The sequence below is a fragment of the Bacillus sp. B28 genome (assembly GCF_029536185.1).
Classification (GTDB): Bacteria; Bacillota; Bacilli; order Bacillales; family Bacillaceae; genus Bacillus; species Bacillus halotolerans.
The window spans coordinates 3194946-3218108 of record NZ_CP120511.1; the positions used below are offsets into that span (position 1 = coordinate 3194946).

General features: G+C 46.5%; 26 protein-coding genes. 5 read left to right on the top strand and 21 right to left on the bottom strand.

Annotation, left to right across the window (positions count from 1 at the left end):
* Window positions 1-12: 12 nt before the first annotated feature.
* The 4 genes from P3L57_RS15935 to P3L57_RS15950 all read right to left on the bottom strand — a co-directional run bounded on the left by P3L57_RS15935 (window position 13) and on the right by P3L57_RS15950 (window position 3018).
* Window positions 13-375, bottom strand: coding sequence for a HesB/IscA family protein (locus P3L57_RS15935; protein WP_069486972.1), 363 nt, complete (start codon window positions 373-375; stop codon window positions 13-15).
* Between the two features lie 78 nt (window positions 376-453).
* On the bottom strand, window positions 454-1308 hold the full coding sequence (gene dapF / locus P3L57_RS15940; RefSeq protein WP_069486971.1) for a diaminopimelate epimerase: 855 nt from the start codon (window positions 1306-1308) through the stop codon (window positions 454-456).
* A gap of 122 nt (window positions 1309-1430) precedes the next feature.
* Complete coding sequence (locus P3L57_RS15945; protein ID WP_044158986.1) at window positions 1431-2645, bottom strand: NupC/NupG family nucleoside CNT transporter; 1215 nt, start codon at window positions 2643-2645, stop codon at window positions 1431-1433.
* A 136-nt stretch (window positions 2646-2781) separates the two neighbouring features.
* Window positions 2782-3018 (bottom strand): YuzB family protein, encoded by a 237-nt coding sequence (locus P3L57_RS15950; RefSeq protein WP_010331736.1) that lies wholly within the window; start codon window positions 3016-3018, stop codon window positions 2782-2784.
* Window positions 3019-3281: 263 nt separating this feature from the next.
* On the opposite strand from P3L57_RS15950, the gene P3L57_RS15955 reads away from it, so the two are divergent.
* On the top strand, window positions 3282-4349 hold the full coding sequence (locus P3L57_RS15955) for an NAD(P)/FAD-dependent oxidoreductase (protein WP_024122723.1): 1068 nt from the start codon (window positions 3282-3284) through the stop codon (window positions 4347-4349).
* A 20-nt stretch (window positions 4350-4369) separates the two neighbouring features.
* On the opposite strand, the gene P3L57_RS15960 is transcribed toward P3L57_RS15955, so the two are convergent.
* Window positions 4370-4696 carry a YuzD family protein gene (locus P3L57_RS15960; protein ID WP_059334795.1) on the bottom strand — a complete coding sequence of 109 codons (327 nt, stop codon included), beginning with the start codon at window positions 4694-4696 and terminating at the stop codon, window positions 4370-4372.
* Between the two features lie 101 nt (window positions 4697-4797).
* Here P3L57_RS15960 and P3L57_RS15965 point away from each other — a divergent pair, with 101 nt between their 5' ends.
* Window positions 4798-5133, top strand: a complete 336-nt coding sequence (locus P3L57_RS15965; RefSeq protein WP_175422398.1) for a NifU family protein — start codon at window positions 4798-4800, stop codon at window positions 5131-5133.
* Window positions 5134-5172: 39 nt separating this feature from the next.
* On the opposite strand, the gene P3L57_RS15970 is transcribed toward P3L57_RS15965, so the two are convergent.
* The 5 genes from P3L57_RS15970 to cotNH form a co-directional block, all read right to left on the bottom strand.
* Window positions 5173-7149: a S9 family peptidase gene (locus P3L57_RS15970; RefSeq protein ID WP_069486970.1), complete on the bottom strand. Its 1977-nt coding sequence runs from the start codon at window positions 7147-7149 to the stop codon at window positions 5173-5175.
* A gap of 108 nt (window positions 7150-7257) precedes the next feature.
* On the bottom strand, window positions 7258-8187 hold the full coding sequence (thrB, locus tag P3L57_RS15975; protein ID WP_044158993.1) for a homoserine kinase: 930 nt from the start codon (window positions 8185-8187) through the stop codon (window positions 7258-7260).
* Entirely contained in the window at window positions 8184-9242 is a 1059-nt protein-coding gene (thrC, locus tag P3L57_RS15980; protein ID WP_044160320.1) for a threonine synthase, read from the bottom strand. Before thrC ends, thrB begins: the two co-directional genes overlap by 4 nt.
* On the bottom strand, window positions 9242-10543 hold the full coding sequence (locus P3L57_RS15985; protein ID WP_044158994.1) for a homoserine dehydrogenase: 1302 nt from the start codon (window positions 10541-10543) through the stop codon (window positions 9242-9244). Before P3L57_RS15985 ends, thrC begins: the two co-directional genes overlap by 1 nt.
* 204 nt (window positions 10544-10747) lie before the next feature.
* On the bottom strand, window positions 10748-11761 hold the full coding sequence (cotNH, locus tag P3L57_RS15990; protein WP_059292705.1) for a spore coat-associated protein CotNH: 1014 nt from the start codon (window positions 11759-11761) through the stop codon (window positions 10748-10750).
* A gap of 153 nt (window positions 11762-11914) precedes the next feature.
* On the opposite strand from cotNH, the gene P3L57_RS15995 reads away from it, so the two are divergent.
* Entirely contained in the window at window positions 11915-12415 is a 501-nt protein-coding gene (locus tag P3L57_RS15995) for a phosphatidylglycerophosphatase A family protein (RefSeq protein ID WP_024122730.1), read from the top strand.
* A gap of 27 nt (window positions 12416-12442) precedes the next feature.
* Here P3L57_RS15995 and nucF read toward each other — a convergent pair whose 3' ends face one another.
* The 3 genes from nucF to P3L57_RS16010 are packed head-to-tail and all read right to left on the bottom strand — an operon-like array spanning window position 12443 to window position 13977.
* Window positions 12443-13213, bottom strand: coding sequence for a 5' nucleotidase NucF (gene nucF, locus P3L57_RS16000; protein WP_044158995.1), 771 nt, complete (start codon window positions 13211-13213; stop codon window positions 12443-12445).
* Between the two features lie 29 nt (window positions 13214-13242).
* Window positions 13243-13677, bottom strand: a complete 435-nt coding sequence (locus P3L57_RS16005; RefSeq protein WP_069486969.1) for a DUF86 domain-containing protein — start codon at window positions 13675-13677, stop codon at window positions 13243-13245.
* A gap of 24 nt (window positions 13678-13701) precedes the next feature.
* Window positions 13702-13977, bottom strand: a complete 276-nt coding sequence (locus P3L57_RS16010) for a YutD family protein (RefSeq protein WP_003228682.1) — start codon at window positions 13975-13977, stop codon at window positions 13702-13704.
* 112 nt (window positions 13978-14089) lie between these two features.
* On the opposite strand from P3L57_RS16010, the gene P3L57_RS16015 reads away from it, so the two are divergent.
* Window positions 14090-14719, top strand: a complete 630-nt coding sequence (locus P3L57_RS16015; RefSeq protein WP_069486968.1) for a YhcN/YlaJ family sporulation lipoprotein — start codon at window positions 14090-14092, stop codon at window positions 14717-14719.
* 15 nt (window positions 14720-14734) lie between these two features.
* Here the strand turns inward: P3L57_RS16015 and lipA are convergent, their stop codons facing one another.
* Complete coding sequence (lipA, locus tag P3L57_RS16020) at window positions 14735-15631, bottom strand: lipoyl synthase (RefSeq protein ID WP_010331747.1); 897 nt, start codon at window positions 15629-15631, stop codon at window positions 14735-14737.
* Between the two features lie 237 nt (window positions 15632-15868).
* On the opposite strand from lipA, the gene lytH reads away from it, so the two are divergent.
* Window positions 15869-16849: an L-Ala--D-Glu endopeptidase gene (lytH, locus tag P3L57_RS16025; RefSeq protein WP_044159001.1), complete on the top strand. Its 981-nt coding sequence runs from the start codon at window positions 15869-15871 to the stop codon at window positions 16847-16849.
* A gap of 27 nt (window positions 16850-16876) precedes the next feature.
* Here lytH and yunB read toward each other — a convergent pair whose 3' ends face one another.
* From yunB to P3L57_RS16060, 7 genes are all read right to left on the bottom strand, one after another.
* Window positions 16877-17644, bottom strand: coding sequence for a sporulation protein YunB (gene yunB / locus P3L57_RS16030; RefSeq protein WP_059292623.1), 768 nt, complete (start codon window positions 17642-17644; stop codon window positions 16877-16879).
* Window positions 17645-17715: 71 nt separating this feature from the next.
* Entirely contained in the window at window positions 17716-18021 is a 306-nt protein-coding gene (locus P3L57_RS16035) for a YunC family protein (RefSeq protein WP_010331750.1), read from the bottom strand.
* Between the two features lie 64 nt (window positions 18022-18085).
* Window positions 18086-19474, bottom strand: coding sequence for a bifunctional metallophosphatase/5'-nucleotidase (locus P3L57_RS16040; RefSeq protein ID WP_059292622.1), 1389 nt, complete (start codon window positions 19472-19474; stop codon window positions 18086-18088).
* A 20-nt stretch (window positions 19475-19494) separates the two neighbouring features.
* Entirely contained in the window at window positions 19495-20316 is an 822-nt protein-coding gene (locus P3L57_RS16045) for a sulfite exporter TauE/SafE family protein (RefSeq protein ID WP_059334801.1), read from the bottom strand.
* 17 nt (window positions 20317-20333) lie between these two features.
* On the bottom strand, window positions 20334-21182 hold the full coding sequence (locus P3L57_RS16050) for a DUF72 domain-containing protein (RefSeq protein WP_059292704.1): 849 nt from the start codon (window positions 21180-21182) through the stop codon (window positions 20334-20336).
* A gap of 37 nt (window positions 21183-21219) precedes the next feature.
* The gene (locus P3L57_RS16055; RefSeq protein WP_059334803.1) at window positions 21220-21567 is read right to left on the bottom strand and encodes a YunG family protein; all 348 of its coding nucleotides are present in this window, start codon (window positions 21565-21567) and stop codon (window positions 21220-21222) included.
* Between the two features lie 97 nt (window positions 21568-21664).
* Window positions 21665-23008, bottom strand: coding sequence for an allantoinase (locus tag P3L57_RS16060; RefSeq protein ID WP_069486967.1), 1344 nt, complete (start codon window positions 23006-23008; stop codon window positions 21665-21667).
* Window positions 23009-23163 lie beyond the last annotated feature (155 nt).

A 23163-nucleotide genomic window follows, 5' to 3' on the forward strand; every position in this document is an offset into this window, starting at 1 on the left:
CTTTTTCTATTATTAGCACTCTTCTGGTTTACCTGCATTCGTCGCTGTCCTGAAAGAAGAACCGCAGCCGCATGAGGCGATGGCGTTTGGATTATCGATGGTAAAACCGCCGCCAAGCATGGATTGCTTAAAGTCTATAATAGTGCCGTTCATGATATCAAGACTTTCTTTGTCAACGAGAACAGTAATGCCGTGCTCCTCAAACATACTGTCTGCTTCGCTTTTTTCATGCTCAAAGCCCATTCCGTATGAAAGACCGCTGCAGCCGCCGCCTTTAACGCCGACACGCAGAAACGCGTTTTCTTCTTCATGCTCTTTCATCATATCTTTTATATGCATAGCTGCTGCTTCTGTAATTGTTACAGGGTTGCTCATTAATGTGAACCTCCTTTTAAAAACCGGATGTTGTCTTTTATTATAAACTTGATCGGCTCATTTCTCAAACTAGCTGTTTTATAAAAAATAGACGCCCTCACAAACAGTCTCTGCCGGACCTGTCATCATCACATGGCCGTTCTCTTTCCAATTAATGACCAAATCTCCGCCCGCTAAATGAACCGTAATGTCTTCATTTCGTCTTGATACGCCGTTTAAAACAGATGCGACAGCCGCTGCACAAGCGCCTGTTCCGCAAGCCTGTGTGATGCCTGATCCCCGTTCCCACACGCGGAAGTGCAGTTCATGCTCATTCACAGTTTCCACAAACTCGACATTCACACCTTCCGGAAATCTAGGATCTTTTTCAATCACCGGTCCCAGTGTCGTCAGCGGAGCCTGTTCAATATCGGCAACCGGAAAAACGATATGAGGATTGCCCATGGAAACCGCGGTGCCTTTTAGTTCAGCTTCGCCAAATGTCATTGTTTCATTAATGGTTTGCTCCTCACCGCCGCCAAGCATCGGAAGCTCGGCTTTTGTCAGACGCGGTTCACCCATATCGACAGTGACAACATTCACTTTTCCGTTTTCAGCTTGAACCTCCGCTTTCACAAGCCCGGAGAGGGTTTCAATCAGAAAAGATGTTTCCTCAACCAGCTTATGCTCATACGCGTATTTTGCAACGCAGCGCAGGCCGTTGCCGCAGTTTTTCCCTTCAGACCCGTCATTATTAAAAATCCGCATTTTGACAGGTGCTTGATCTGAAGGACATATGAGGATCATTCCGTCGGAGCCGATCCCTGTATAAACGGAAGACACTTGAACCGCTACTTCAGACAGTTGTTCTTCCGGCAGTTGTTCTTCAAATTGATTCACGTATATATAGCTGTTTCCAAGTCCGTGCATTTTGGTAAATCGAAATGAGTTCATAGATGCCTCCAACTTTTTCTCTTTTTCTTAGTATAAAAGCTATTATAAACGGACACAATACAATTATCCCCCGTTTTTCATACATAAAAGCTCCTTGCAATTACGCAAGGAGCTTTTATCTTTTATATGAACATGCCGGCAATAGCCGCGCTCAGCAGATTGGCTAATGTTCCCGCTAGAACAGCCTTTAACCCGAGGCGTGCGATATCTGAGCGGCGGCTTGGCGCTAAACCGCCAAGCGTACCGAGCATAATCGCAATCGAGGAGAAATTTGCGAACCCGCATAACGCAAAACTGATAATCGTAGCGGTTTTTTTAGAAAACTCGCCGATGTGCGGACCGAAGTTAGAATAAGCGACAAACTCATTCAGCACCAATTTCTGGCCGATAAAGCTTCCGGCATGCAAGGCTTCATGCCATGGCACACCAATCATAAAGGCGATCGGAGAAAACACATAGCCGAGGATAGATTCTAATGTGACATCTTTTAAACCGAACAAGCCAAAAACACCGCCGAGAATACCGTTGACCACGGCGATTAATGCGACGAATGCAAGCAGCATCGCACCAACGTTCAGCGCAATTTGCAGACCTGTTGACGCACCCTTTGCAGCCGCGTCAATCACATTGGCCGCTCCTTCGCCTTCATCCATTTTGAAATCGCCTTTTACTGTTTGCGGCGTTTCCGTTTCAGGAATGATTAATTTTCCGAAAACCAGACCCGCAGGAGCAGCCATGAAGCTCGCCGCGAGCAAGAATTCAATCGGAATACCGAGAAGGGCGTAACCAAACAAAGTTGAACCCGCAACAGCCGATAGACCGCTCGTCATAATTGTAAACAGTTCAGAGCGCGTCAGCCCTGCAATGAGGGGCCTGATCACTAACGGAGATTCCGATTGCCCTACAAAAATATTAGCAGCAGCCGCAAGAGATTCCGTTTTGCTTGTCCCAAGAAGCTTCGACAATCCGCCGCCGATCACACGGAAAATGAGCTGCATGATTTTCAAATGATATAAAACTGCAATCAGTGCTGAGAAGAAAATGATAACAGGCAGTACACTTAATGCAAACGCCGGGCTGTCGCCGACTTTTAAAAGCGGCCCAAATATGAAACTGATGCCTTCATTGGCATAATCAATCAGAAGCTGTACACGGCTTGAAAACCATAAAAAAACAGCGCGTCCCGCTTCCCATTTCAACACGATGTATCCAAACGCCACCTGTATACATAAACCAACGATGACGGTTCTTATTCTAATATTGCTTTTCTTTTCTGAAAATAAAAACGCGATGGCGATTATCCCAACTGCGCCGAGCAGTCCCCAAAGAACATTCATGAATACACCTACACCTCTTAAAATTTATTTAAAACAAATCTTTTATACGATAACAATAATATTTTTTGATGTCTACACATTTTTTCAGTACTTTTGTACCGCAAAATAAAAAAGGGCCTGAGACAGGCCCTTTTCTTCAAAACATTGGGTTTTCTTCAATAAATGTATATATATTCTCAACAAGCTCAGCAGGTGTTTCACCCGTAACGACTTCTCCGTTTACTAGAGCGAATAGTGATTCCATACATTTTCCGCAATAGCTTAAACAGCCGTATTCAAGAACATCCAGATTCGGATCTTTCTCTAAAATCGCTCGGGCTTCCTGAGAGCCGTGAGCCAGATTGCTGACACAAAATTCAATCATTGGATTCATGCGGTTTCACCTCACATATGAACATTATCGCGAATTTTTCACTATTCGTCAAAGACAACGAACGCATCAAAATTTATTATCGTAACATATCATTCCCTCAATAACGTTCTACTAATTTGCGTTTTAAAGCTAATTTGTAGGTTATTTTGAAACTAATATTGTGATTTTAGATCAAATTCGATATAATTCTAGATGTTATTTTACAAAGTTCGTATTTTTCATCAATGTGTCTATCATACTCTTCGGGTTAAAGGGGAATTCAAATGAAAAAATTGGTCTTGATCGGCGGAGGTTACGGAAACATGCGTGTTCTTCATCGCTTATTGCCCAACCAGCTGCCTCATGATGTTTCAATCACGTTAATTGACAGAAATCCTTATCACTGCTTAAAAACAGAATATTATGCCCTTGCCGCAGGCACAATTTCTGACCACCATATCAGAGTAACGTTCCCAGAGCACCCTCGCCTGGATGTCGAGTACGGCGATATTTCATCAATTGATATTGCACAAAAACAAGTGCTGTTCCATGACCGCGAACCGATTTCTTACGATGACGCAGTGATCGGGCTCGGCTGCGAGGATAAATATCATAACGTGCCGGGAGCGCCCGAATTCACCTACAGCATTCAAACCATCGATCAGTCCCGCGAAACCTATCAAAAGCTGAACAACTTATGCGCCGAAGCGACTGTTGCCATTGTCGGAGCAGGCCTTAGCGGCGTTGAACTTGCAAGTGAATTAAGAGAAAGCCGTGACGATCTGAACATTATTTTGTTTGACCGCGGAGATCTCATTTTATCAAGCTTTCCCGAGCGTTTGAGCAAATATGTGCAAAAATGGTTCGAAGAGCACGGTGTCCGCATTATTAACAGGGCAAATATCACAAGAGTAGAAGAAGGCGTTGTGTATAACCACGATGACGCAATTTCCGCAGACGCCATCGTATGGACAGCCGGCATACAGCCGAATAAAGTCGTCAGAGACTTGGATGTGGAAAAGGACGCACAAGGGCGTGTCGTGTTAACCCCTCATCACAATGTCCCGGGTGATGAACATCTGTACGTTGTCGGAGATTGTGCCAGCCTTCCTCACGCACCGAGTGCCCAGCTGGCAGAAGCTCAAGCTGAACAGATTGTCCAAATATTGCAAAAACGCTGGAATGGTGAAGCCCTTCCTGAATCAATGCCTCAGTTTAAGCTGAAAGGCGTTTTAGGTTCACTCGGAAAAAAAGCCGGCTTCGGACTTGTTGCTGACCGGCCGCTGATCGGCCGTGTTCCGCGTTTGCTGAAATCCGGCTTGCTGTGGATGTACAAACACCATAACGGATAATAGCAGAACCGCTGATGAAGTCAGCGGTTTTCTGTATAACCGTATCTCTCCATTTCCTCATATACATCCTTCAATTTCGGATTGCCTTCTCCGACAATTTTATTTTCGACGAGGACGAGCGGATAAAAATATTCGTCATTTCTGATTTTTTCCGCAAGCTGTTTTACGTTTTCGGCGTCAGGCGGCTCGTAAATGTCGATGTATTGGATTTCAAAAGGCTGATTCGGATATTTTCTTTTCAGAGCAGCCTCAAGCCATTCATATGTATCTTTAGCCGTCGGCATATTGACACAGCTTGCACAAACGGTTTCTGCCCCATATACGCTGAGCATGACTGTTTTGGTCATTGATAAGTGCCCCCATTTCTCTGCATTACATTCTTTCTATTAAGTATACAGAGACAAAAGACGTTTTTATAGAAAAAAACCGTTTTTGTGTTCAAGTCTGAATGTGCTATAATAATGGGAGCAATTCTGCAAACCAAACAATAGATTTTTATTGTTACACTGAATATAATGGTTTTATGACGACGAAAGGAGCGAATGTCATGACTGAAGTTGAAATGAAAGAACAGGTGCAGGAAGTACTGGACAAACTTCGTCCGTTTTTACTTCGTGACGGCGGTGACTGTGAGCTTGTAGACATTGATGAAGGTATTGTTAAGCTTCGTCTTCTAGGCGCGTGCGGCAGCTGCCCAAGTTCAACAATTACGCTGAAAGCCGGAATTGAACGCGCTCTTCTTGAAGAAGTGCCGGGTGTAATTGAAGTAGAACAAGTCTTTTAATAAAGCAGTCAGGCTGATATTTGATCAGCCTGGCTTTTTTTATGAGAGATATTGGTCAAACCATGAGCTTATATAGGTCAGGCGCTTGATCCGCTGTCCCGGGTGTCCGCTGCGTGACAAATTATGCGTCGCTTTCGGAAAACGGACCAGCACGGTTTCCTTGTCCATTTTTTTCAAGGCGATAAAAAGCTGTTCAGCCTGTTCAATCGGGCACCGGTCATCACGTTCGCCATGAAGAATTAAAAGGGGCGTCTCCACGTTTGCCGCATATTTTAAAGGGGAACGGTCCCACAGTTTTTCCGTATCGGTAAACATGTCATGCTCAAGCTGCCAGTCCGTGAAAAAATAGCCGATATCACTAACGCCGTGAAAGCTGAGCCAGTTTGAAATCGAACGCTGAGTGACAGCTGCTTTAAAACGATGTGTCTGCCCCACGATCCAGTTGGTCATAAAGCCTCCGTAGCTTCCGCCTGTGACCCCTATCCGCTCGGCATCTATCTGCGGGTCTCTTTTGATCGCCTCATCCACTGCCTGCATCACGTCCTGATAGTCTTTTCCGCCGTAATCCCCTCTGACTGCGTTCACAAATTCCTGTCCGTAGCCATGACTTCCTCTTGGATTTACATAAACCACTGCATATCCTTTCGCCGCCAGCACCTGTAATTCGTGAAAATATGTATGCCCGTACATCATATGCGGACCGCCGTGTATATTGAGAATAAGCGGATAGTTTTTGCCCTCTGCAGCGTGAGCAGGTTTCATCAGCCAGCCGTTCACCCTCATCCCATCTTCTGTCACATATTGAATGTCTTCAGGTAACGAAATGAGGTGCTCGTCAACAAACTTGTCATTCGCATCAGTCAGCCGTTTTTCTTCCTGTCCAAGCGGAATGCTGTAAAGCTCACTAGGTCTGCCAGGCTTTGTCACACTGGCAATAAAGCTGTGTTCATCAGGATGCATAGAAAAGCTGTTGATATATTCTTTTTCTAACCGAATCGGATATACGAGTCCCTCTATAGAAACATAATAGATTCCCGTGCTGCCTTGTTCTGTGCCGATGACATAAAACCCTTGACTGTCTTTTGTCCAAACCGGGCGCTGTTCAGCTCCTCCTATCAGCGAATCTCCAATCAACGCATCCGCTAAGTGAACGTCCAGCATATCAGTGAGACACGTAAGGCGGTCTAGCTCTATATCATAAAGCCACGCTTTTTCTAGCGTTGCATTCCGATATTCCTGTTCATGCCCAAGCAAAGCAAGGTACCTTCCGTCCGGTGAAAAAGAGCTGGGTCCGAATGAGCCGCGATGAGAGGTAATCAGCTTGAGATCTTCTGTCTCCAGCGACACCATGCAGACATCGTGCGGCTTGCTGGCATCATCCGTTTCAGTCAAATTAGCCGAAAAAACGAGAGATTTGCCGTCAGGAGAAAAAGCCGGATCGAAGTGGTCAGCTTTTTCATTAGTCAGCTGTTTTACCTCACCAGACTTCACGCTGACAAGCACAAGCTGAGCATACGCGCCTCTCGTCAGCCCTTTTCCATCCCGTTTATAGGCTAAACCATGCACTTCAACCGGTTCAAAGCTGTCGGGTTCCGTTTTCTCTTGATCATAAACACTTTCTTCATCTCCTAGGCTGACCGTGACAAGCACTGACTCTCCATCCGGAGACCATACCGGCTGAGACACACCATATGGAATATCAGTCAGTTTTTTTGCTTCCCCGCCTTCAGCGCTCATTATATAAAGCTGAGACACATCGCCATCACGGTCAGAAACAAACGCAATCTGGCGTCCGTCAGGAGACCATCTAGGATCAGTACTCCGCTTTTCTCCATGTGTCCAAGGAATGGACGTGCCGCTTCCTGCATCATATACCCATATATTTGAAGTATATGAATCTTTCTCTTTGTTTGCTTGTGACTTCACATAAGCCGCACGCTTGCCGTCCGGGGCGTATTGAGGGTCCGTCACCGAGACAATGGCTGTCATATCTTCGGCGGTCATCAGCTTTTTCATATCAATCTCCTCCTTTTTACATGTATTTCGTTTTTCTAAATAAAAATCCCTTTATATCATGAAGAAAAAAAGCGTCCTCTGCTGACGCTGAGGAACGCTTGGAATGAACTATACACTTTTCACTTGATAGAAAGGATTTCGCTCTATTATACTTCCCTCTTTCGGAACGGTCAAAGCGTCGACTTCACAATGCGGGAAATGAAGTGCGAGCTGCTCTTTCAGCGCTTCTCCTTTTCCTTTTTCGGTCATGACAAGAATCGTCGGGCCCGCTCCGCTGAGGGCAGTTCCATAAGCGCCTTTCATCTCGGCAACATGCTCCACTTTAGACAATTCCGGGACAAGCATCGCCCGATACGGCTGATGGAACATATCCTTTTTCATGATTTTTCCGACAAGCTGCCAATCCTTTGACATGATCGCCGCGATGAGAATGTTGCTGACGGCGCTGGCTTTTACAGCGTCCGCATATGGAAACTCTGCCGGAAGCACGTCCCGCGCGTCTCTTGTCAGCACCTCGTAAAAAGGAATGACAACCACAACATCAATGTCGGCATCCGGCACGCGGATCATTTGCGTCTCGTCGTCTTCATGCAGTCCGATCACAAGCCCGCCGACGAGAGAAGCGCCTGCATTGTCCGGATGTCCTTCTTCAAGGCTGGCTAAATGCAGCTTGTCTGCTTCGGAGAGCTGTAAACCGCATAATTCATCTGCCAGTTCTATAGCCGCCACTATGGCCGCAGCACTGCTGCCAAGACCGCGTGCAAGCGGAATGTCACTCCACACTTTCACATGTACAGGAGGCATTGCTTTTCCGTACATATCCGCCGTCCGTTTCGCCACTTGGTAGATCATATTATCTGTACCCGCCGGAATTCCGGCGACTGTTTCTGTTTCAGCTTCAAAAGACCATTGATCGCTTTCAAAGACGGTCAGCTTCAAATATCTGCTGAGCGCCATTCCGACTGAATCAAAGCCGGGGCCTAGGTTAGCCGTGCTTCCTGGAACAGTGACAGAGAACAGCATGTCGGCATCGTTCATACACGGGCCGCTCCTTTTACATATTCGAGGATGCTGTCTTCATCAGTCGGCAGGGTGACCGGCTTCATTTCAGAAATGTCGACCGCTGTGTTCGGGTCTTTCAGCCCGTTCCCTGTTAACACAGCCACAACCTTGCTGCCTTTCGGAATTTCTCCGGATTTTACTTGTTTCAGCACACCTGCAATAGATGCGCAGGAGCCCGGTTCTGCAAACACGCCTTCTTCACGGGCGATCAGCTGATACGCATGAAGAATTTCATCATCAGTGACTTCGTCAATTTTCCCATTGGACTCCTCAGCCGCTTTTACAGCTTTATCCCAGCTTGCCGGGTTTCCGATACGAATCGCTGTTGCCACTGTTTCCGGGTTTTCAATAACTTCGTTGCGGACGATCGCAGCTGCTCCTTCCGCTTCAAAACCGCGCATTTTCGGAAGGCCAGTGCCGTTTTTCTCATGATATTCTTTGAAGCCCTTCCAGTACGCTGTGATGTTTCCCGCGTTTCCGACCGGGATCGCCAAAACGTCCGGTGCTTCGCCCAGCTGTTCGCATACTTCAAAGGCAGCTGTTTTTTGGCCTTCGATGCGGTAAGGGTTGACCGAGTTGACAAGCGCGATCGGTGATTTTTCACAAATTGAACGGACAATTTTAAGGGCATCGTCAAAGTTGCCGTCGATTGCAATGATTTCAGCTCCGTACATGACTGCCTGAGCGAGCTTGCCAAACGCAATTTTCCCATTCGGGATGATGACAATACATTTCATATCGGCGCGGGCTGCATAAGCAGCCGCAGCCGCTGATGTATTTCCGGTTGACGCGCACATAATCGTGTCGTTGCCTTCTTCTTTCGCCTTTGCCACCGCCATGACCATCCCGCGGTCTTTAAAAGATCCAGTAGGGTTTACGCCTTCTGTTTTGACATGGAGCTCAATCCCGAGCTGTTCAGACAGCTTCGGCAAATGAATGAGCGGCGTATTGCCTTCATGTAACGTAAGCGCCGGTGTTTGATCCGTTACAGGTAAAAATTCTTTATATTGATGGATAAGTCCTTTCCACATTAGCTCCAACCGTTCCCTTCTACACGATATGTGCTTTTGACTTCTTGAACGACTTCCAAATCATTTAAGTTTTGCAGGATATCACTGAAATCAGCTTCTGATGTGTGGTGTGTGACGATGACGATTTCTGCTAACTCATCATGCCCCTTAATCGGCAGCTGAAGAATTTTCTCAAAGCTGACGCCCCGTTCTGAGAACACAGACGTGATTTTCGAGAATGAGCCCACCTCATCCTTCACGTGAATTCTCAAAAATTGCTGTGCATAAATATCGGACGGCGACTTCATGTTTTTCTCATATTGCGGCGCAACAAAGCTGTTGCCGGTTACGCCGAGACGCATGTTTTTCATGACAGCGACCAGGTCAGACACAACTGATGTGGCTGTCGGCATGCTTCCCGCTCCCGGGCCATAGAACATCGTCTCTCCGACAGCTTCGCCATACACGTAGACGGCGTTATATTCATTATGCACGGCAGAAAGCGGATGGTGATCTGGAAGCAGCGTCGGCTGAACGCTGACTTCAATTTTGCTGCCGTCACGCTGGGCAATCCCGATCAGCTTCATTGTGTAGCCGAGACGTTTGCTGAAGCTGATATCCTCGTCTGTAATTTGGGAGATCCCCTTCACTTTGACATCTTCCAGATCGACGTTCATTGAGAAGCCGAGACGCGCCAATATTGCCATTTTCCGTGCGGCGTCGAGCCCTTCCACATCTGAAGTCGGGTCAGCTTCGGCAAACCCCAGATCCTGCGCTTCCTTAAGCACTTCCTCGTAAGGGCTTTTCTCTTTAATCATTTTGGTTAAGATAAAGTTCGTTGTTCCGTTTACGATTCCCATCATTTTAGTAATCCTGTCTGATGAGAGGCCTTCCTCTAATGTGCGAAGAATTGGAATCCCGCCGGCAACGCTGGCTTCGAAGTAAATATCACAGCCATTTTCCTTTGCTTCAGCCAGCAGTTCAGAACCGTACACGGCCATTAAATCTTTGTTTGCCGTGACAACGTGTTTTTTCGATCTCAAAGCGTCAAGCAAATATTGCTTTGTCTGCTCAACACCGCCGATTACCTCGATGATGACATCAACATCTGGATCGTCGATCACATCATATACTTCTGTCGTGAGCACTTCCTTCGGCAAATCTACTTCTCTTTTTTTCTCTACATCTTTCACAAGCACTTTTTTTATTGTAATTGGACAGCCAACCTGATGCATCAGCTTATCCTGATGGTCTTGAATAATTTTAACGACACCGCTTCCGACGGTACCTAAGCCTAAAAGCCCTACACGAATTGCTTTCAAAAAAACTCCACCCTTCTTCGGATTGTCCTTTCAAGAGAGACAATTGTTAACTCAACACAGACATATAAGTTACAAATATTATATAAGCCCACTCCTGTTTTGACAAGACAACAATCTGCTGAATTTTGCGAATGCAAACGCTTAACCAATTGATATGACAAGATTCTTTATTTTCTAATTATTTTTGTCGGATTTTCTCCTTCCTTACAAGCCGCCCTTTCCGAGCCAGCTGACAGGGGGAACAAAAATGTTCTGCGCTCTCATGTTCATAAACTCCTGGGCAGCATTCAGAAATTGTTCATAGCCCGAATCGCTGAGAATGTAGTCGAGCTGCTCTTCATAATAGTGCTTTTCTGATTCTGAAGAAATATAGTAGCCTTCCACGATTTCATAATAATGAAGCGGAAAAAGGAGACGGCTGTACAAAAGACGTTTCGAAAATGAAGACAGCGGTGTGATTTGCTCGTATTCCTGCAAAAAGCGAAAGCCCTGCCGGTTAAAATCATCACGATGATGCAAAAATGTGTGTCTCATATATTCGGCTAAATCGCGTGCAGCGTGGTCAAATACCCAGTCAGCCGGAATCCTGATTAGGGATTCAGAAGACCACGTATTTCTTTCCATCCTCTGATGGCATATTGTTCCTGAATCAGCCGCTTGCGGTTTGTCATCGAGCTCAGTATCGACTAAATATTGAATCGCGTTTTCTGACAGTCCTAAATAATATGGAAACGATTCAATCATTTTTTTATCAAAGGGCTCGTGCGGAGGGGTATGAACCTTTCGCTGCCAAAACGCTTCAAGCTGATCAATGCGTTTTCCCCACAGGTCTTTCCACTGCCCAATTCTTCCGGCCTCCTTCACTTCGTACGGGTATCCTCTGCCCTTTCGATGAAACTCCGCCAGTTCTGTCCCTATGGAAAATGCCCGGTTTGAAAAAGGAGGAGCCGCCTTCAGCAGGGCGTACGTTTTTCCTTCATGTTCAAAGGTCAGCTCGCCTTCTTTTGTAAAGATAAAAACGGAAACGTATGGGTCACTTTGTTCTTGTAAATACTGACTCATGTAATAAAGCTCCGCCAGCTCCTCATCTGAAAAATGGGAAACGGGAACAATCAAAAAGAAGGAATTCGGTGTTTGAAAGCATTGATACGTATGCTGATACATTGAAAGCTGCCTGATATGAATGCCGTATTTTTCTTTTATTGTGCCTTTCACAATGATCACCTGCCTGTTGAATTAGGGCTCATCACATCGTAGTCATACACAGGCGGAATTATGAATACATATTTTAATCCGGCGAAGGAGCAAGAAAAAGTCGTAAACATCTCGTACGTTTTGTATAAACTAGTAAAAAAAGATTGGGTGAAGTTGATGTCAGATAAAGAACAAATCAGTCAGATGGAAGCCAAAGCAAGAGAACGGATGAAGGAGCGCGGCGTTGAGGTATCCGATATTGCCGAGCTTGTCTTTTTTCTGCAGAAAAAATATCATCCGGATTTAACCATGGATGAATGCACGTTGAATGTGAATCGGGTCCTCGCAAAGCGTGAGGTGCAAAACGCGATTTTAACGGGCATTGAATTGGACGTTCTTGCTGAGCAGAAAAAACTGTCTGAACCGCTGCAAACGATGCTGGAGATAGATGAAAGCCTATATGGAGTAGATGAAGTTCTGGCATTTTCCATCGTGAATATTTACGGGTCCATCGGGTTTACGAACTATGGCTACATCGACAAAGAAAAACCCGGTATCCTCGGCCGATTAAATGATAAATCAACCGGCGAATGCCATACATTTCTTGATGACATTGTCGGCGCCATTTCCGCTGCGGCCTCCAGCAGGCTCGCACACCGCGCGCGGCATACAGAATAAAGGGCACCCTTTTGGGGCGCCCTTTTTTTATATATGCTGAATCCACTCAGTCAGTGAATCAATAGCGTGAGTCGGTTTTTCCATATCGTCTGTCATATGCTCTCTTTTCGTTACGCCTGTGTGGACAAGCAGCGTATCCATCCCTGCATTAATGCCTGCCATAATATCAGTCGCGTAGTTGTCGCCGACCATAAGTGTCTCGGATACGTCAGTGCCGAGAACACGCATCGCCTGCTCCATGATGATGGATTCCGGCTTGCCGATAAATACCGGCTGCACGCCTGTGGATACGGTTAACACAGAGGTCAGTGAACCGTTGCCCGGCAGGAGGCCTCTTTCAGTCGGTATGGCAATGTCACCGTTGGTGGAAATAAAGCGGGCGCCATTTCTGATTGCGAGGCAGCCGACGGCAAGTTTTTCGTATGTAATCCCGCGGTCAATTCCGACAACAACAAAGTCCGCATCTTCCTCTGCAAAGGTCAGGCCGTTTTCTTCAATCGCCTGGCGAATTCCTTCTTCCCCGATCACATACACAGACGCGTCTTTTTTCTGCTGTGCGATATGCTGGGCAGTCGCCATGCTTGTCGTAAAGACCTGCTCCTCTGTTGCCGGAATGTCAAAAGAGACCAGCTTGTCCGCTACCTGCTTCGGTGTGCGGGAAGAGTTGTTTGTCACAAAAAGATAAGGAATGCCGCGGTCTTTCAGCGTTCTGACAAATTCACACGCTTCCTCGATTTTTTCTGTGCCGTTGTACATCGTTCCGTCTAAATCAATTAGATATCCTTTATAAGTTTTCATTTTTAAACACTCCTGTGGCTTTCCTGTCGTTATTTAAACGCGGAAACAGGGCCCAGCTCTGTTTCCAAGTAGCTTTTGATTCGTTTCGGAAAGACTTGAAGGACCGCTAGATGCGCGGTGATCAGCTTGTAAAGCTCTGCACTGTCAGCGAGCTGGTATTGCTGAACCAATGTTTTTCGGTACGCAATCAATTGCTTCAGCTCCGCTCCCTCTTCTTCCGTTACGACTTTTTCATCAACCAGTATGTCCATGATATCATCATAGCTGCCCGGGTCCCGCATAATAAAACCGTCAATCATGTCATTTCCTGTATCGAGAATGCATTCGATTAACAGGTGGCCGATGCGTTCAAGCGCGAGCCCCTCGATTTCGGAATTCCAGTCTGTTTGCGAATGAAACAGCGCCAGCTGGCGCTCGAAGAACCCGAGTGTATGCTCTATCTTGTTTCTGTCAACAAAATACATGACAGCATCCCCTTTGTGTAATGGTTATTTTCTGATCCGTTTTAAGACAAAATACGCACAGCCGAAATTACAGTATTCGTAAATGTATTCGTCCAATGTGCTGATTTTCGTTTCAAAGGTCGCCTTTTGATTCTGGTCGTCAAAGAAGCCCTTGAGCCTGAGCTGGCCGTATCCCCAGTCTCCCACAATGTAATCGTATTTATTTAAAATATCGGAATAACGGGCTTTAAAAGCCTCTTCGTTGAAGCCGTCTTTGAAATTGTGCACCAGCTCAAATTCGGCATTTTGAATAAGAATCATGATCTCACCTCTTTTTCACTCATTCCTATCATAATTCATTGCCCCGTCCCCATCAATTGCTAAAGAATAATTCGTGTGATTTGGCTACCCTACACATGAGGAGGGATTACAAATGAAACGAACTGCTGTCAGCCTCTGCCTGATGACCGGGCTTTTATCCGGATGCGGAGGCGCAGGATTCAATAACGCTGAACAGAATGCCCAGCATCAAAATGAAACCAGGCCCATTCATGTATCTGACCGCAATGAAGCTTTTAACAGGCATGATGAGAATGAACAGTTTGGTTATGTCCGCTATCAAAAAGAACAATTGGACAGCGAACAGCAGGAGACACCGGCGCCAGACCGCGAAGAAACCGCTCACATCATATCAAGCTTAACGGTTCAGCTCCCTCATATTCAAGATGCCGCAGCGCTTGTCACTGACCAAGAAGCGCTTGTCGTGTACAAAACCGATTCGAAAAACCGTGAGCTGACAGCTGATCAAGTGAAAAAAACGGCGGTTGCGGTGATTCCGCGTTACTATCATGTGTACATTTCCGACAATCCGAATCACATGCAGGCCATCAAAAATTACAGCAATCTCGGTTCCGGTTCAAGAGATGTCAGAGACATCATGTCGGGGACAATACAAGAAATGAAAACCTCCCCGCAAGGAAGCCCTGTCTCGGAAAACGAAAATGCCAATGGAGAAACACGCCAGGACAAGGAAACGAATAGGAATGACAAAAACGCCAGATGATCTGGCGTTTTGGCATTATGCTTGCGCTTGGCGTTTTTTAGATGCTTCGTTAACCTGTTCATCCGCATGGTAGGAGGAACGGACAAGCGGACCGGCTTCACAGTGGCTGAAGCCTTTTTGCATCGCGATTTCCTTCAATTCTGCAAATTCATCAGGATGATAATATTTTTGGACTTTTAAGTGCTTCTTCGACGGCTGCAGGTATTGGCCGATTGCCATAATATCAACATTGTTTGCCAAGAGGTCGTCCATCACTTCGATAATTTCTTCTTTCGTTTCACCGAGTCCGATCATGATGCTTGATTTTGTCGGGATGTCAGGCTGCATTTCTTTCGCGCGGCGCAAAAATTCCAATGAACGGTCGTATGTCGCACGCGCGCGGACTCTTGGCGTCAGGCGGCGAACCGTTTCGATATTGTGATTCAGGATGTCAGGGCGCGTATCCATTAACGTTTTTAAGTTATCATAGTTTCCGCCCATATCTGACGGAAGCACCTCAATTGTTGTGAACGGGCTTTTTCTGCGGATTGCACGGACAGTTTCCGCGAAAATACCCGCACCTCCGTCTTTTTGGTCATCACGCGCAACAGCTGTGATAACCGCGTGTTTCAGATTCATCAGAGCGACGGAATCTGCTACGCGTTCCGGCTCTTGCAGGTCAAGCTCAGTCGGAAGGCCCGTTTTGACGGCGCAGAAACGGCATGCTCTCGTACAAACAGATCCTAAGATCATAAATGTCGCTGTACGTCTCACTGCCCAGCATTCATGAATATTCGGACATTTTGCTTCTTCACATACGGTGTGCAGATTGTTTTCCCGCATGAGTTTTTTGAGTCCTGTATAATTTTCATTTGTATTTAATTTGATTTTGAGCCATTCGGGCTTTCTGAGGTGTTCGTCTTTCTTTGCCAATTCCCATCATCTCCAATATCCAATATACTCAATTTCTGACACGAAACATTCTGAAAACGAGATAGGTGCAGTTTTTTCATTTCTGCAACAAAAATAATGTTTTTCTAACTAAAGAAAGTCTTTTCTTTAGACACTTTAACATAGGAAAAATTTCTCGACAAGGGAAGATGATTACTGACATTTTCTCGCCGGGTTGCCGCAAACTATGTGTATTCAATATTGAAAGGAGATTATTTTGTGAAAGTTGTGTTATCTGCCCTTCTTCTCCTTTTGTTTGCATTTGAACCTTATGCGTCTGGAAAAGAGCTTTCAGATCCGGTGCTTTCCAAACGGATGGAATTATATCATAAAGTCGAGGCTGTAACGCAGATTCCTTGGTATGCGCTTGCCGCTGTTGATCAATACGAGGAGAATGTGCGGAGCAACAGAAAGGATCTGCCTGACAAAACGGGAATCATCAGCATCTATGTACCGGATGAGATCTGGAGCGGACCAGAAAACCCGAACCCGAAAGACGATGCGCCCTTAAGCATAAAAGTGTTTGACGGAATCGGAATGGACGGTGACGGCGACGGGAAAGCCGAGGTCAGCAATGATGAAGACATTCTGTATACATTCGCACAATATCTGCTGTCGTACGGCACAGATGAGGAGAATATCCGCATCGGGCTCTGGAACTATTACCGCCGTGATCAAACGGTGGGAATCATATCCGAGTTCATGAAGCTGTTTAAGGCTTACGGTCATATTGATTTGGGCGAGCATGCGTTTCCGCTTCCGATCCGAACGGATTACAGTTACCGCAGCACGTGGGGAGACGCCCGCGGCTTTGGGGGAAGGCGGATTCATGAAGGAACAGATCTCTTTGCCCACTATGGCCTTCCTGTTAAATCCACCTGTTACGGCGTCATTGAAATGAAAGGCTGGAACCGCTTTGGAGGATGGAGAATCGGCATCAGAGATATTAACAATACGTATCATTATTTCGCCCATCTCAATGGGTTTGCAAAGGGCATTAAAACAGGGCAGATCGTTGAGCCCGGCCAAGTAATCGGGTCAGTGGGCAGCTCAGGATACGGCCCGCCTGGCACGGCCGGAAAATTCCCGCCGCACCTGCACTATGGCATGTATAAGGATAATGGAAAAACTGAATGGTCGTTTGATCCTTATCCACATTTGAGAGCGTGGGAGCGCTATGAGTACAAGAAAAAGAAATGACGAAAGCCGCCTCATGAAAAGGCGGCTTTATTTGCTGTTTTTTTCATTTTTTGAATCATGGCTGTCTTCTTCTTTGCTGCTTGGAAGCTGGACAGAAGGCGTAACACCTGAACCGCCGCTTCCGTTATAAAATTGCGGCACTTCGCCCTGCACTGCTTTAATTGATACAGGAACATTATTGGTGACCACTGCTGTTTTGCTTGCGAACGGGATGATGACCTTCACTTTAATTTCTACGAAGATGCTGATATCAATAAGTGCGTTATTAATGCCATATGGCTTTATTTTTGTTTTGACGTCTGTAAAGGCGTCACCGATTAAATTGAACCGGACCGGGATTTTCGGGCCGAGGTTTCCAAGAAGGCTGTTTCCTGTCACCTGTCCCAATGGGATGTTGATCATAATATTTTCACTGGCGCCGCTGTGTCCGGTGTGGGTTTCCATCTCTTTCAGATGAGACTGAAGCTGCTTTGTCACCTTTGTTTTCACACTGTTTATAATCTGTGTATTAAAATCGATTGTCGTTAAATTTCCGTTTTCATCAGAATTCATTTGAAACATATCTTTCATATTTTCGCTGTCAGACATATAATCCTCAATCGAATCCTGAATCACCTCTGTTGCCACACGCTTCGTTTCCATTTCACCGATGCTCATTAATACCGGTTTAATCGAGCCATTGATAATCCAAAGGCTGACTGTTGTAGATATGATAAAAAATACGAGTGACAGCAGCAGCACGTACCGGAAAGGCAAAGGTCCTCTCTTGCGAAGAGGGCCGCGATATCTTGGCAAGAAAATCCCCCCTTACATATCACAATGTATGCTTGTAAGGGGGGACATAGTAATAGCCGGGCCAATTTATTTTATTTCACCATTTTTAAGAGCGCTTCTCTGCCGCTCATGCCGGCATGAATGCCAAGATCTTCTGCGGCATATGTGACGGATTCTAAAGGGGCGTCTAACAGCTGGTCAATTGTTCGCACACCAACCGCCCGTCCCGCCACAATTCCACGCTCCTTTAATTTTTCATTCAGCAGCGCCACATCAAGCGCGCCGCACATAATGTATCCGTGATCATTGGAGACTGCCATGAAATTTGTTTTTGGAAGCTTTACTGTCACAGCTGTAAAAGGCTGTCCTTCTATCATAATCGGTGTCAGATTTACCACGTCAACCACTCCCTTCCTTCATCACTTTATGATGAAGGGCACGGCTTGTTGTGGGCTGACCTCCTTATTGTGCAAGCTTCCAGGCAAGCAGATCCCGCAAAAACTCCGGCATAAAATATTCTTTTACCCCGGCGTCGCGGATGATTGGAAACAGCCTGCCGAGCGTAAACATGTCAAGCACGGCCACAGCGTATTGTTTATTTTTATCTATGTCATCTCCGTTCAGCGTAATCCGGGTGACGTGCGTCATCCCATCGTCCAGCCGTTTTGTTTCGACATCGACACCCGCGTACACCATTTTTCCCATCACTTCTCCCCGGAAGCCCAGTCCTTTAATTCGAAGCTGCTCCATCTGTTCCGAAGCGGCATGAACAATCGTTTCCTTCAGTTCCTCTCCCGTCAGGCGGACAGTAACCGGGTTGATGGGGTGAGGGCAGATGCGGTGCAGGTCAAGCTTGGTCACCGGGCCGGCTTTAAGCGGTCCGAGGATGACGCCGGAATTTACCATGCTGATGTCGGCTCCGCACCATTCCTTTAACGCATATGCCAGAAGTAAAGGCAGATCGGATTCTTCAAACCACTTGACTTCAGCATCTTGCGCAAGCTCCGCAACGGCAACGGACAGCTTCCCCTCGGCTTCACGTTCTTTTTCCTCGAGAAATGCTTTGGTTTCCGGCGATTCCCCTGTCCATTCCGCCATGTTTTGAACAGACGCTGTTTTGCTGATGATTTTTCGCTTTTCAGTGTCCATCGTGATGTCTACACAGCCGACATAGTTTCCGTATTTCTCAGCGCTGGCAAGCAATACGCCGTTGACCATCTGTCCATTTTCAAGCAGATGGTGAGTATGAGACTCGAGGATAACGTCAATCTCCGGAACCGCTTCAGCAACCGCTTGATCATCAAGAATTCCCAAATGCGACAGGAGAACGATGATATCAGCCTGTCCTTTCACTTCCTGTATGGTTTCTTTTATACTTTCGAGCGCATCAGTAACAGTCCATTCCAGCTTGTCATAGACGGGATAATACGGTACCGTTACACCTAGCAAAGCAATGGTCATGCCGTTTCTCAATGTTTTGATATGGTAAGGAACTGCCCAGGACGGGCGGTTTCCGTTTTTGTCATACAGATTAGAGACGATAACGGGAAACTCGGCATGATCATATAAAGAAGCAAGCTCTTCATGAGGAAGCGTAATCCCCTCGTTATTGCCGATAGCCGCTCCATCAATTTGAAGACAGTTTAAGAGGTCTACATTGGCTTTTCCGAATGTCGCCTCTGTCACAAAATGAAAACGATCAATATGATCACCAATATCAAAAACGAGCGTCTCTTCGCTGTGCAGCTGATGTTCTTTTCTTTTTTGCTCAATATAATCTGTTATTTTTGGCCAATTTTCAAAATGGCTGTGCAAATCATTTGTGTGATATAAGCGGAGCTTCTCTTTCATACCCTTCTCTCCCTAATCGTTCAGCTGAAAATGCCTTCATAAATGAGCTGGCAGCCGATCAAAATTAATACGATCCGCATGATCATGACGATTGTTTTCGTCTGCATTTTTCGGTTGATGGCGGCCCCAAGCCTTCCGCCGAACCAAGCGCCGGGCACAAGCGCGAGGGCGTACAGCCAATTCACATGCCCGGACATGATATGTGAAACAGACCCTGTCATAGAGGACAGGAAAATAATGAACATGGACGTTGCCACCGCAACCTTTGGCGGGAACAGAAATAACAGCATCATGGCCGGAACCATCAGCGAGCCGCCGCCTATTCCAAAGAGCCCGCCTAAAAAGCCGACAACAAAGGCGATGGCAATCCCGACAGACGCCTGATACGAGTAAGTATAGGGCTCTCCGGCATCATCCTGAAAAGTCCTTATTATTCCTCTGTGCTCTTTGTTTACCGGCCGCGCCTTCGCTTTCAGCATTAAGGATAATGAAATAAGAATCATAAATATGCCAAACCAAATGGAAAACGAGTTTGAATTAAAAAGCTTTGACACGTATGCCCCAATAATGCTGCCGGGACCTGAACCGATAAAGAAAATGAGCCCGCTTTTATAATCAACCGTTTTATATTTAATATAAGCTAAAGTTGAGGAAAGACCCGTAAAAATAATGACCAGAAGCGAAGTTCCAATCGCGATCTGCGGCGTCACATTCTGAAAATACGGCGTCACTGTGCTTAAAAACATCAGAGACGGCACGATGACAATTCCGCCGCCAAGCCCAATCAGACTTCCCACCGTACCTGCGATGAATCCCAGTACGGCCAAAATCACAAACGACATCAATCAAAACCTCTTTTCTAAAATAAATCGAGCTGTCTCGGAGAAAGTCCGGAGTACTCGATATCAAGCAGTTCAAGCATCTGCTTGCCGTTATCCGCGGCGTCTCCGCCGGAATTGTTGTTGAACAGGACAAATACCTCTTTACTTTGCTGCTGCAATTCGTTCAGATGCTTTTTCCAGTCTTCCAGCTCCTGTTTGTTATAGCGGTATAAATATCTGACCTCACGCCAGTTTTTCCCGCCATCGGGCTTCATCCAGCCCTGCTTATTGCGTCCGTGAAACCTGACGAGCGTTTTGTTTTCATCGGTCGCCCGCAACACAGTCGGGACGCTTCCCTCGCCGATTTGCGGTTCGTCACATACGCTGTGAATCCAGCCTTCCGCTTTCATAAAGGAAAGCGTCTGCTCATAAAATGGCGGCGAAAACCAGGAGCGGTTTCTGAACTCAAGCGCGCAAGGAATATCGCCCATCTGATTTTTGCACCATCTTAAATAAGCGACATTTTCTTTCTTGCAGTCAAACCACGGCGGAAATTGAAACAGCACCATGGCGAGCTTATTGCTATGTAAATATGGCGTTAAGGACAGCTTAAAAGCATCAAACATCTCCTCTTTGGAGTCAAACGGAATGTCGCCGCGCTGATGCCCCGTCATGCCCTGATACGCTTTCACGATAAATTGGAAGGTTTCCGGCGTTTCCTTCACCCACTTTTCATTATTGCGCGCCGGCTGAATCGCGTAAAAGCTCGCGTCTAATTCCACGATCGGAAAATGGGAGGAATAGGCCTGCAATTTTTTCTGGCTGGCCGTTTTCGGCGGATAAATGCTGTCATGATCCCCCCATCCCGTCAGTCCGATATAAATCACAATCATTCACCTCTCTTCCAGTTTATCACACGCGTTTTCAGGTTTCCTCGGAAATGCTGTTCATATTGCGGAAAAACGCTGAGCGCAGATGCTGATATTGTTCCTCATTGGTATCCAAAAACGCCTCCTCTCTTGAGGAAGGGATATTTTGGTACTCAATAGGCTCCTGAAACTGTTCACTCGTAAAGTCATACACCGCCCCATTTATGCTGTTATAAAAATGCCAGCTCTCACCGACCTTTGTTTTGAAAATGTCGCCCCCGAATTGCTCCTGTATCACCAATGCCGTCACGCCGCATTGGCCGCATGCCGGGCATTCTTTCGTCCATTTGGAACTCGTATGCAGCGACCATGATTGGTTTAGTATGTGTTTGATGTGTTCCATCACCGCAGCCCCCTTTTTAAAAAGATACCACGATGATGGATTTTTAAAAACCAAAGTCACTGACATAAAAAAACCGGCAGAATTCAATCTGCCGGGCTTACGAAGGAACGACCAATGCTCCCTCAATTCCGCTGTCTGCTTTCTCCCCATCACTGTACACGCACCGTCCTCTGCTGTAGGTGGCCGAGATGCGGCAGGGGAAAGTATGTCCTTCATAAATGCTCTGCTTATGTTTTGCAAACATCGTTTCTGTTGTGACTGTGTACGGTTCCATGCTGACGAGAACGAGATCCGCGTCCCGCCCCTCTTCAAGCCGCCCTTTTTGCTGAAGGCCGAATCGCTTCGCGGGTTCCCCCGCTGTCCATTCAGCAATGGTTGCAAATGGAATGTCCCGCTCAAGGGCCAATTCAAGCATGGCCAATAAAGTAAACTGCCCGCCGCTGATTCCGCCCCATGACAAAAACATATTATCCTCCCGCTTCAGAGAAGGACGGCAGGGGGAGTGGTCCGAGGACACCATGTCAATATCTCCCGCAATCAGCGTATCAATTAACGCCTCTTTTGATGGCTGCGATCTGAGCGGAGGGGCGCATTTTGCGACAGAGCCCTTTTCCCGTAAATCGTCATGGCTGAACAAGACATAATGCGGGCATGTTTCGACCGAAACATCAAGCCCTTCCCGTTTCGCCTCTCTGATCAGCCGGACCGCTTTTGCTGTACTGATGTGGACAAAATGAACCGGACAGCCCGTCACCTTCGCATACTGAATCGTGCGATACACCGCTTCAGCTTCGGCTTCCTCCGGGCGGGAGGCCGCGTATGCATCCGCACTCACTTTCCCTTTATTCGCCCATTCCATCTGCAAAAAGCTTGTGATCGCATCGCTTTCTGCGTGAAGAGCAAGGATTTTTCCTGCGGCCGCGATTTCTTTCATGCCTTTGAGCAAGGTCCGTTCATCAACAGAGCGAAACTCCTCTGTGCCTGATTTTGATAAAAATGCTTTAAATCCTATCGCACCCGCTTCAGCCATCGGATGTATGTCATCAATATGACCGGGCACAAGGCCGCCCCATAACGCAAAATCCACCGCCGATTTTCGCCTGCCGATTTCAGCTTTTGCGAGAAGGTTTTCAGCCGTCACCGTGGATGGAATGCAGTTCAGCGGCATATCAAAATAAGTGGTGCAGCCGCCTGCAGCCATCATCTGTGAGCCCGTTTCAAACCCTTCCCAATCCTCTCTGCCCGGTTCGTTGAAATGAACATGACAATCGATCGAACCCGGAAAAACATATTGCCCGCTAGCCTCCACAACTGGTGCCCCCTCTGCTTCAATTGCAGAACCGATCTTGGCAATAGTCCCGTTTTTCATTGCAATATCAGCTTCTCTAACACCATCCGGCGTGACTGCCTTAGCTCCTGTTATCACCAAATCGTAAGCCATACTGAACCCTCCCCTGTAAGGATGATGAATTTTCATGTCAGTTTATGTAACACAATCAGTCTATTTTCAACATTTTACTGTTACTATGATCGTATTACATCAGCAAAACAGCTAGAATTAATAATGAAATTTATTCATCTTAACCAATGGTTACT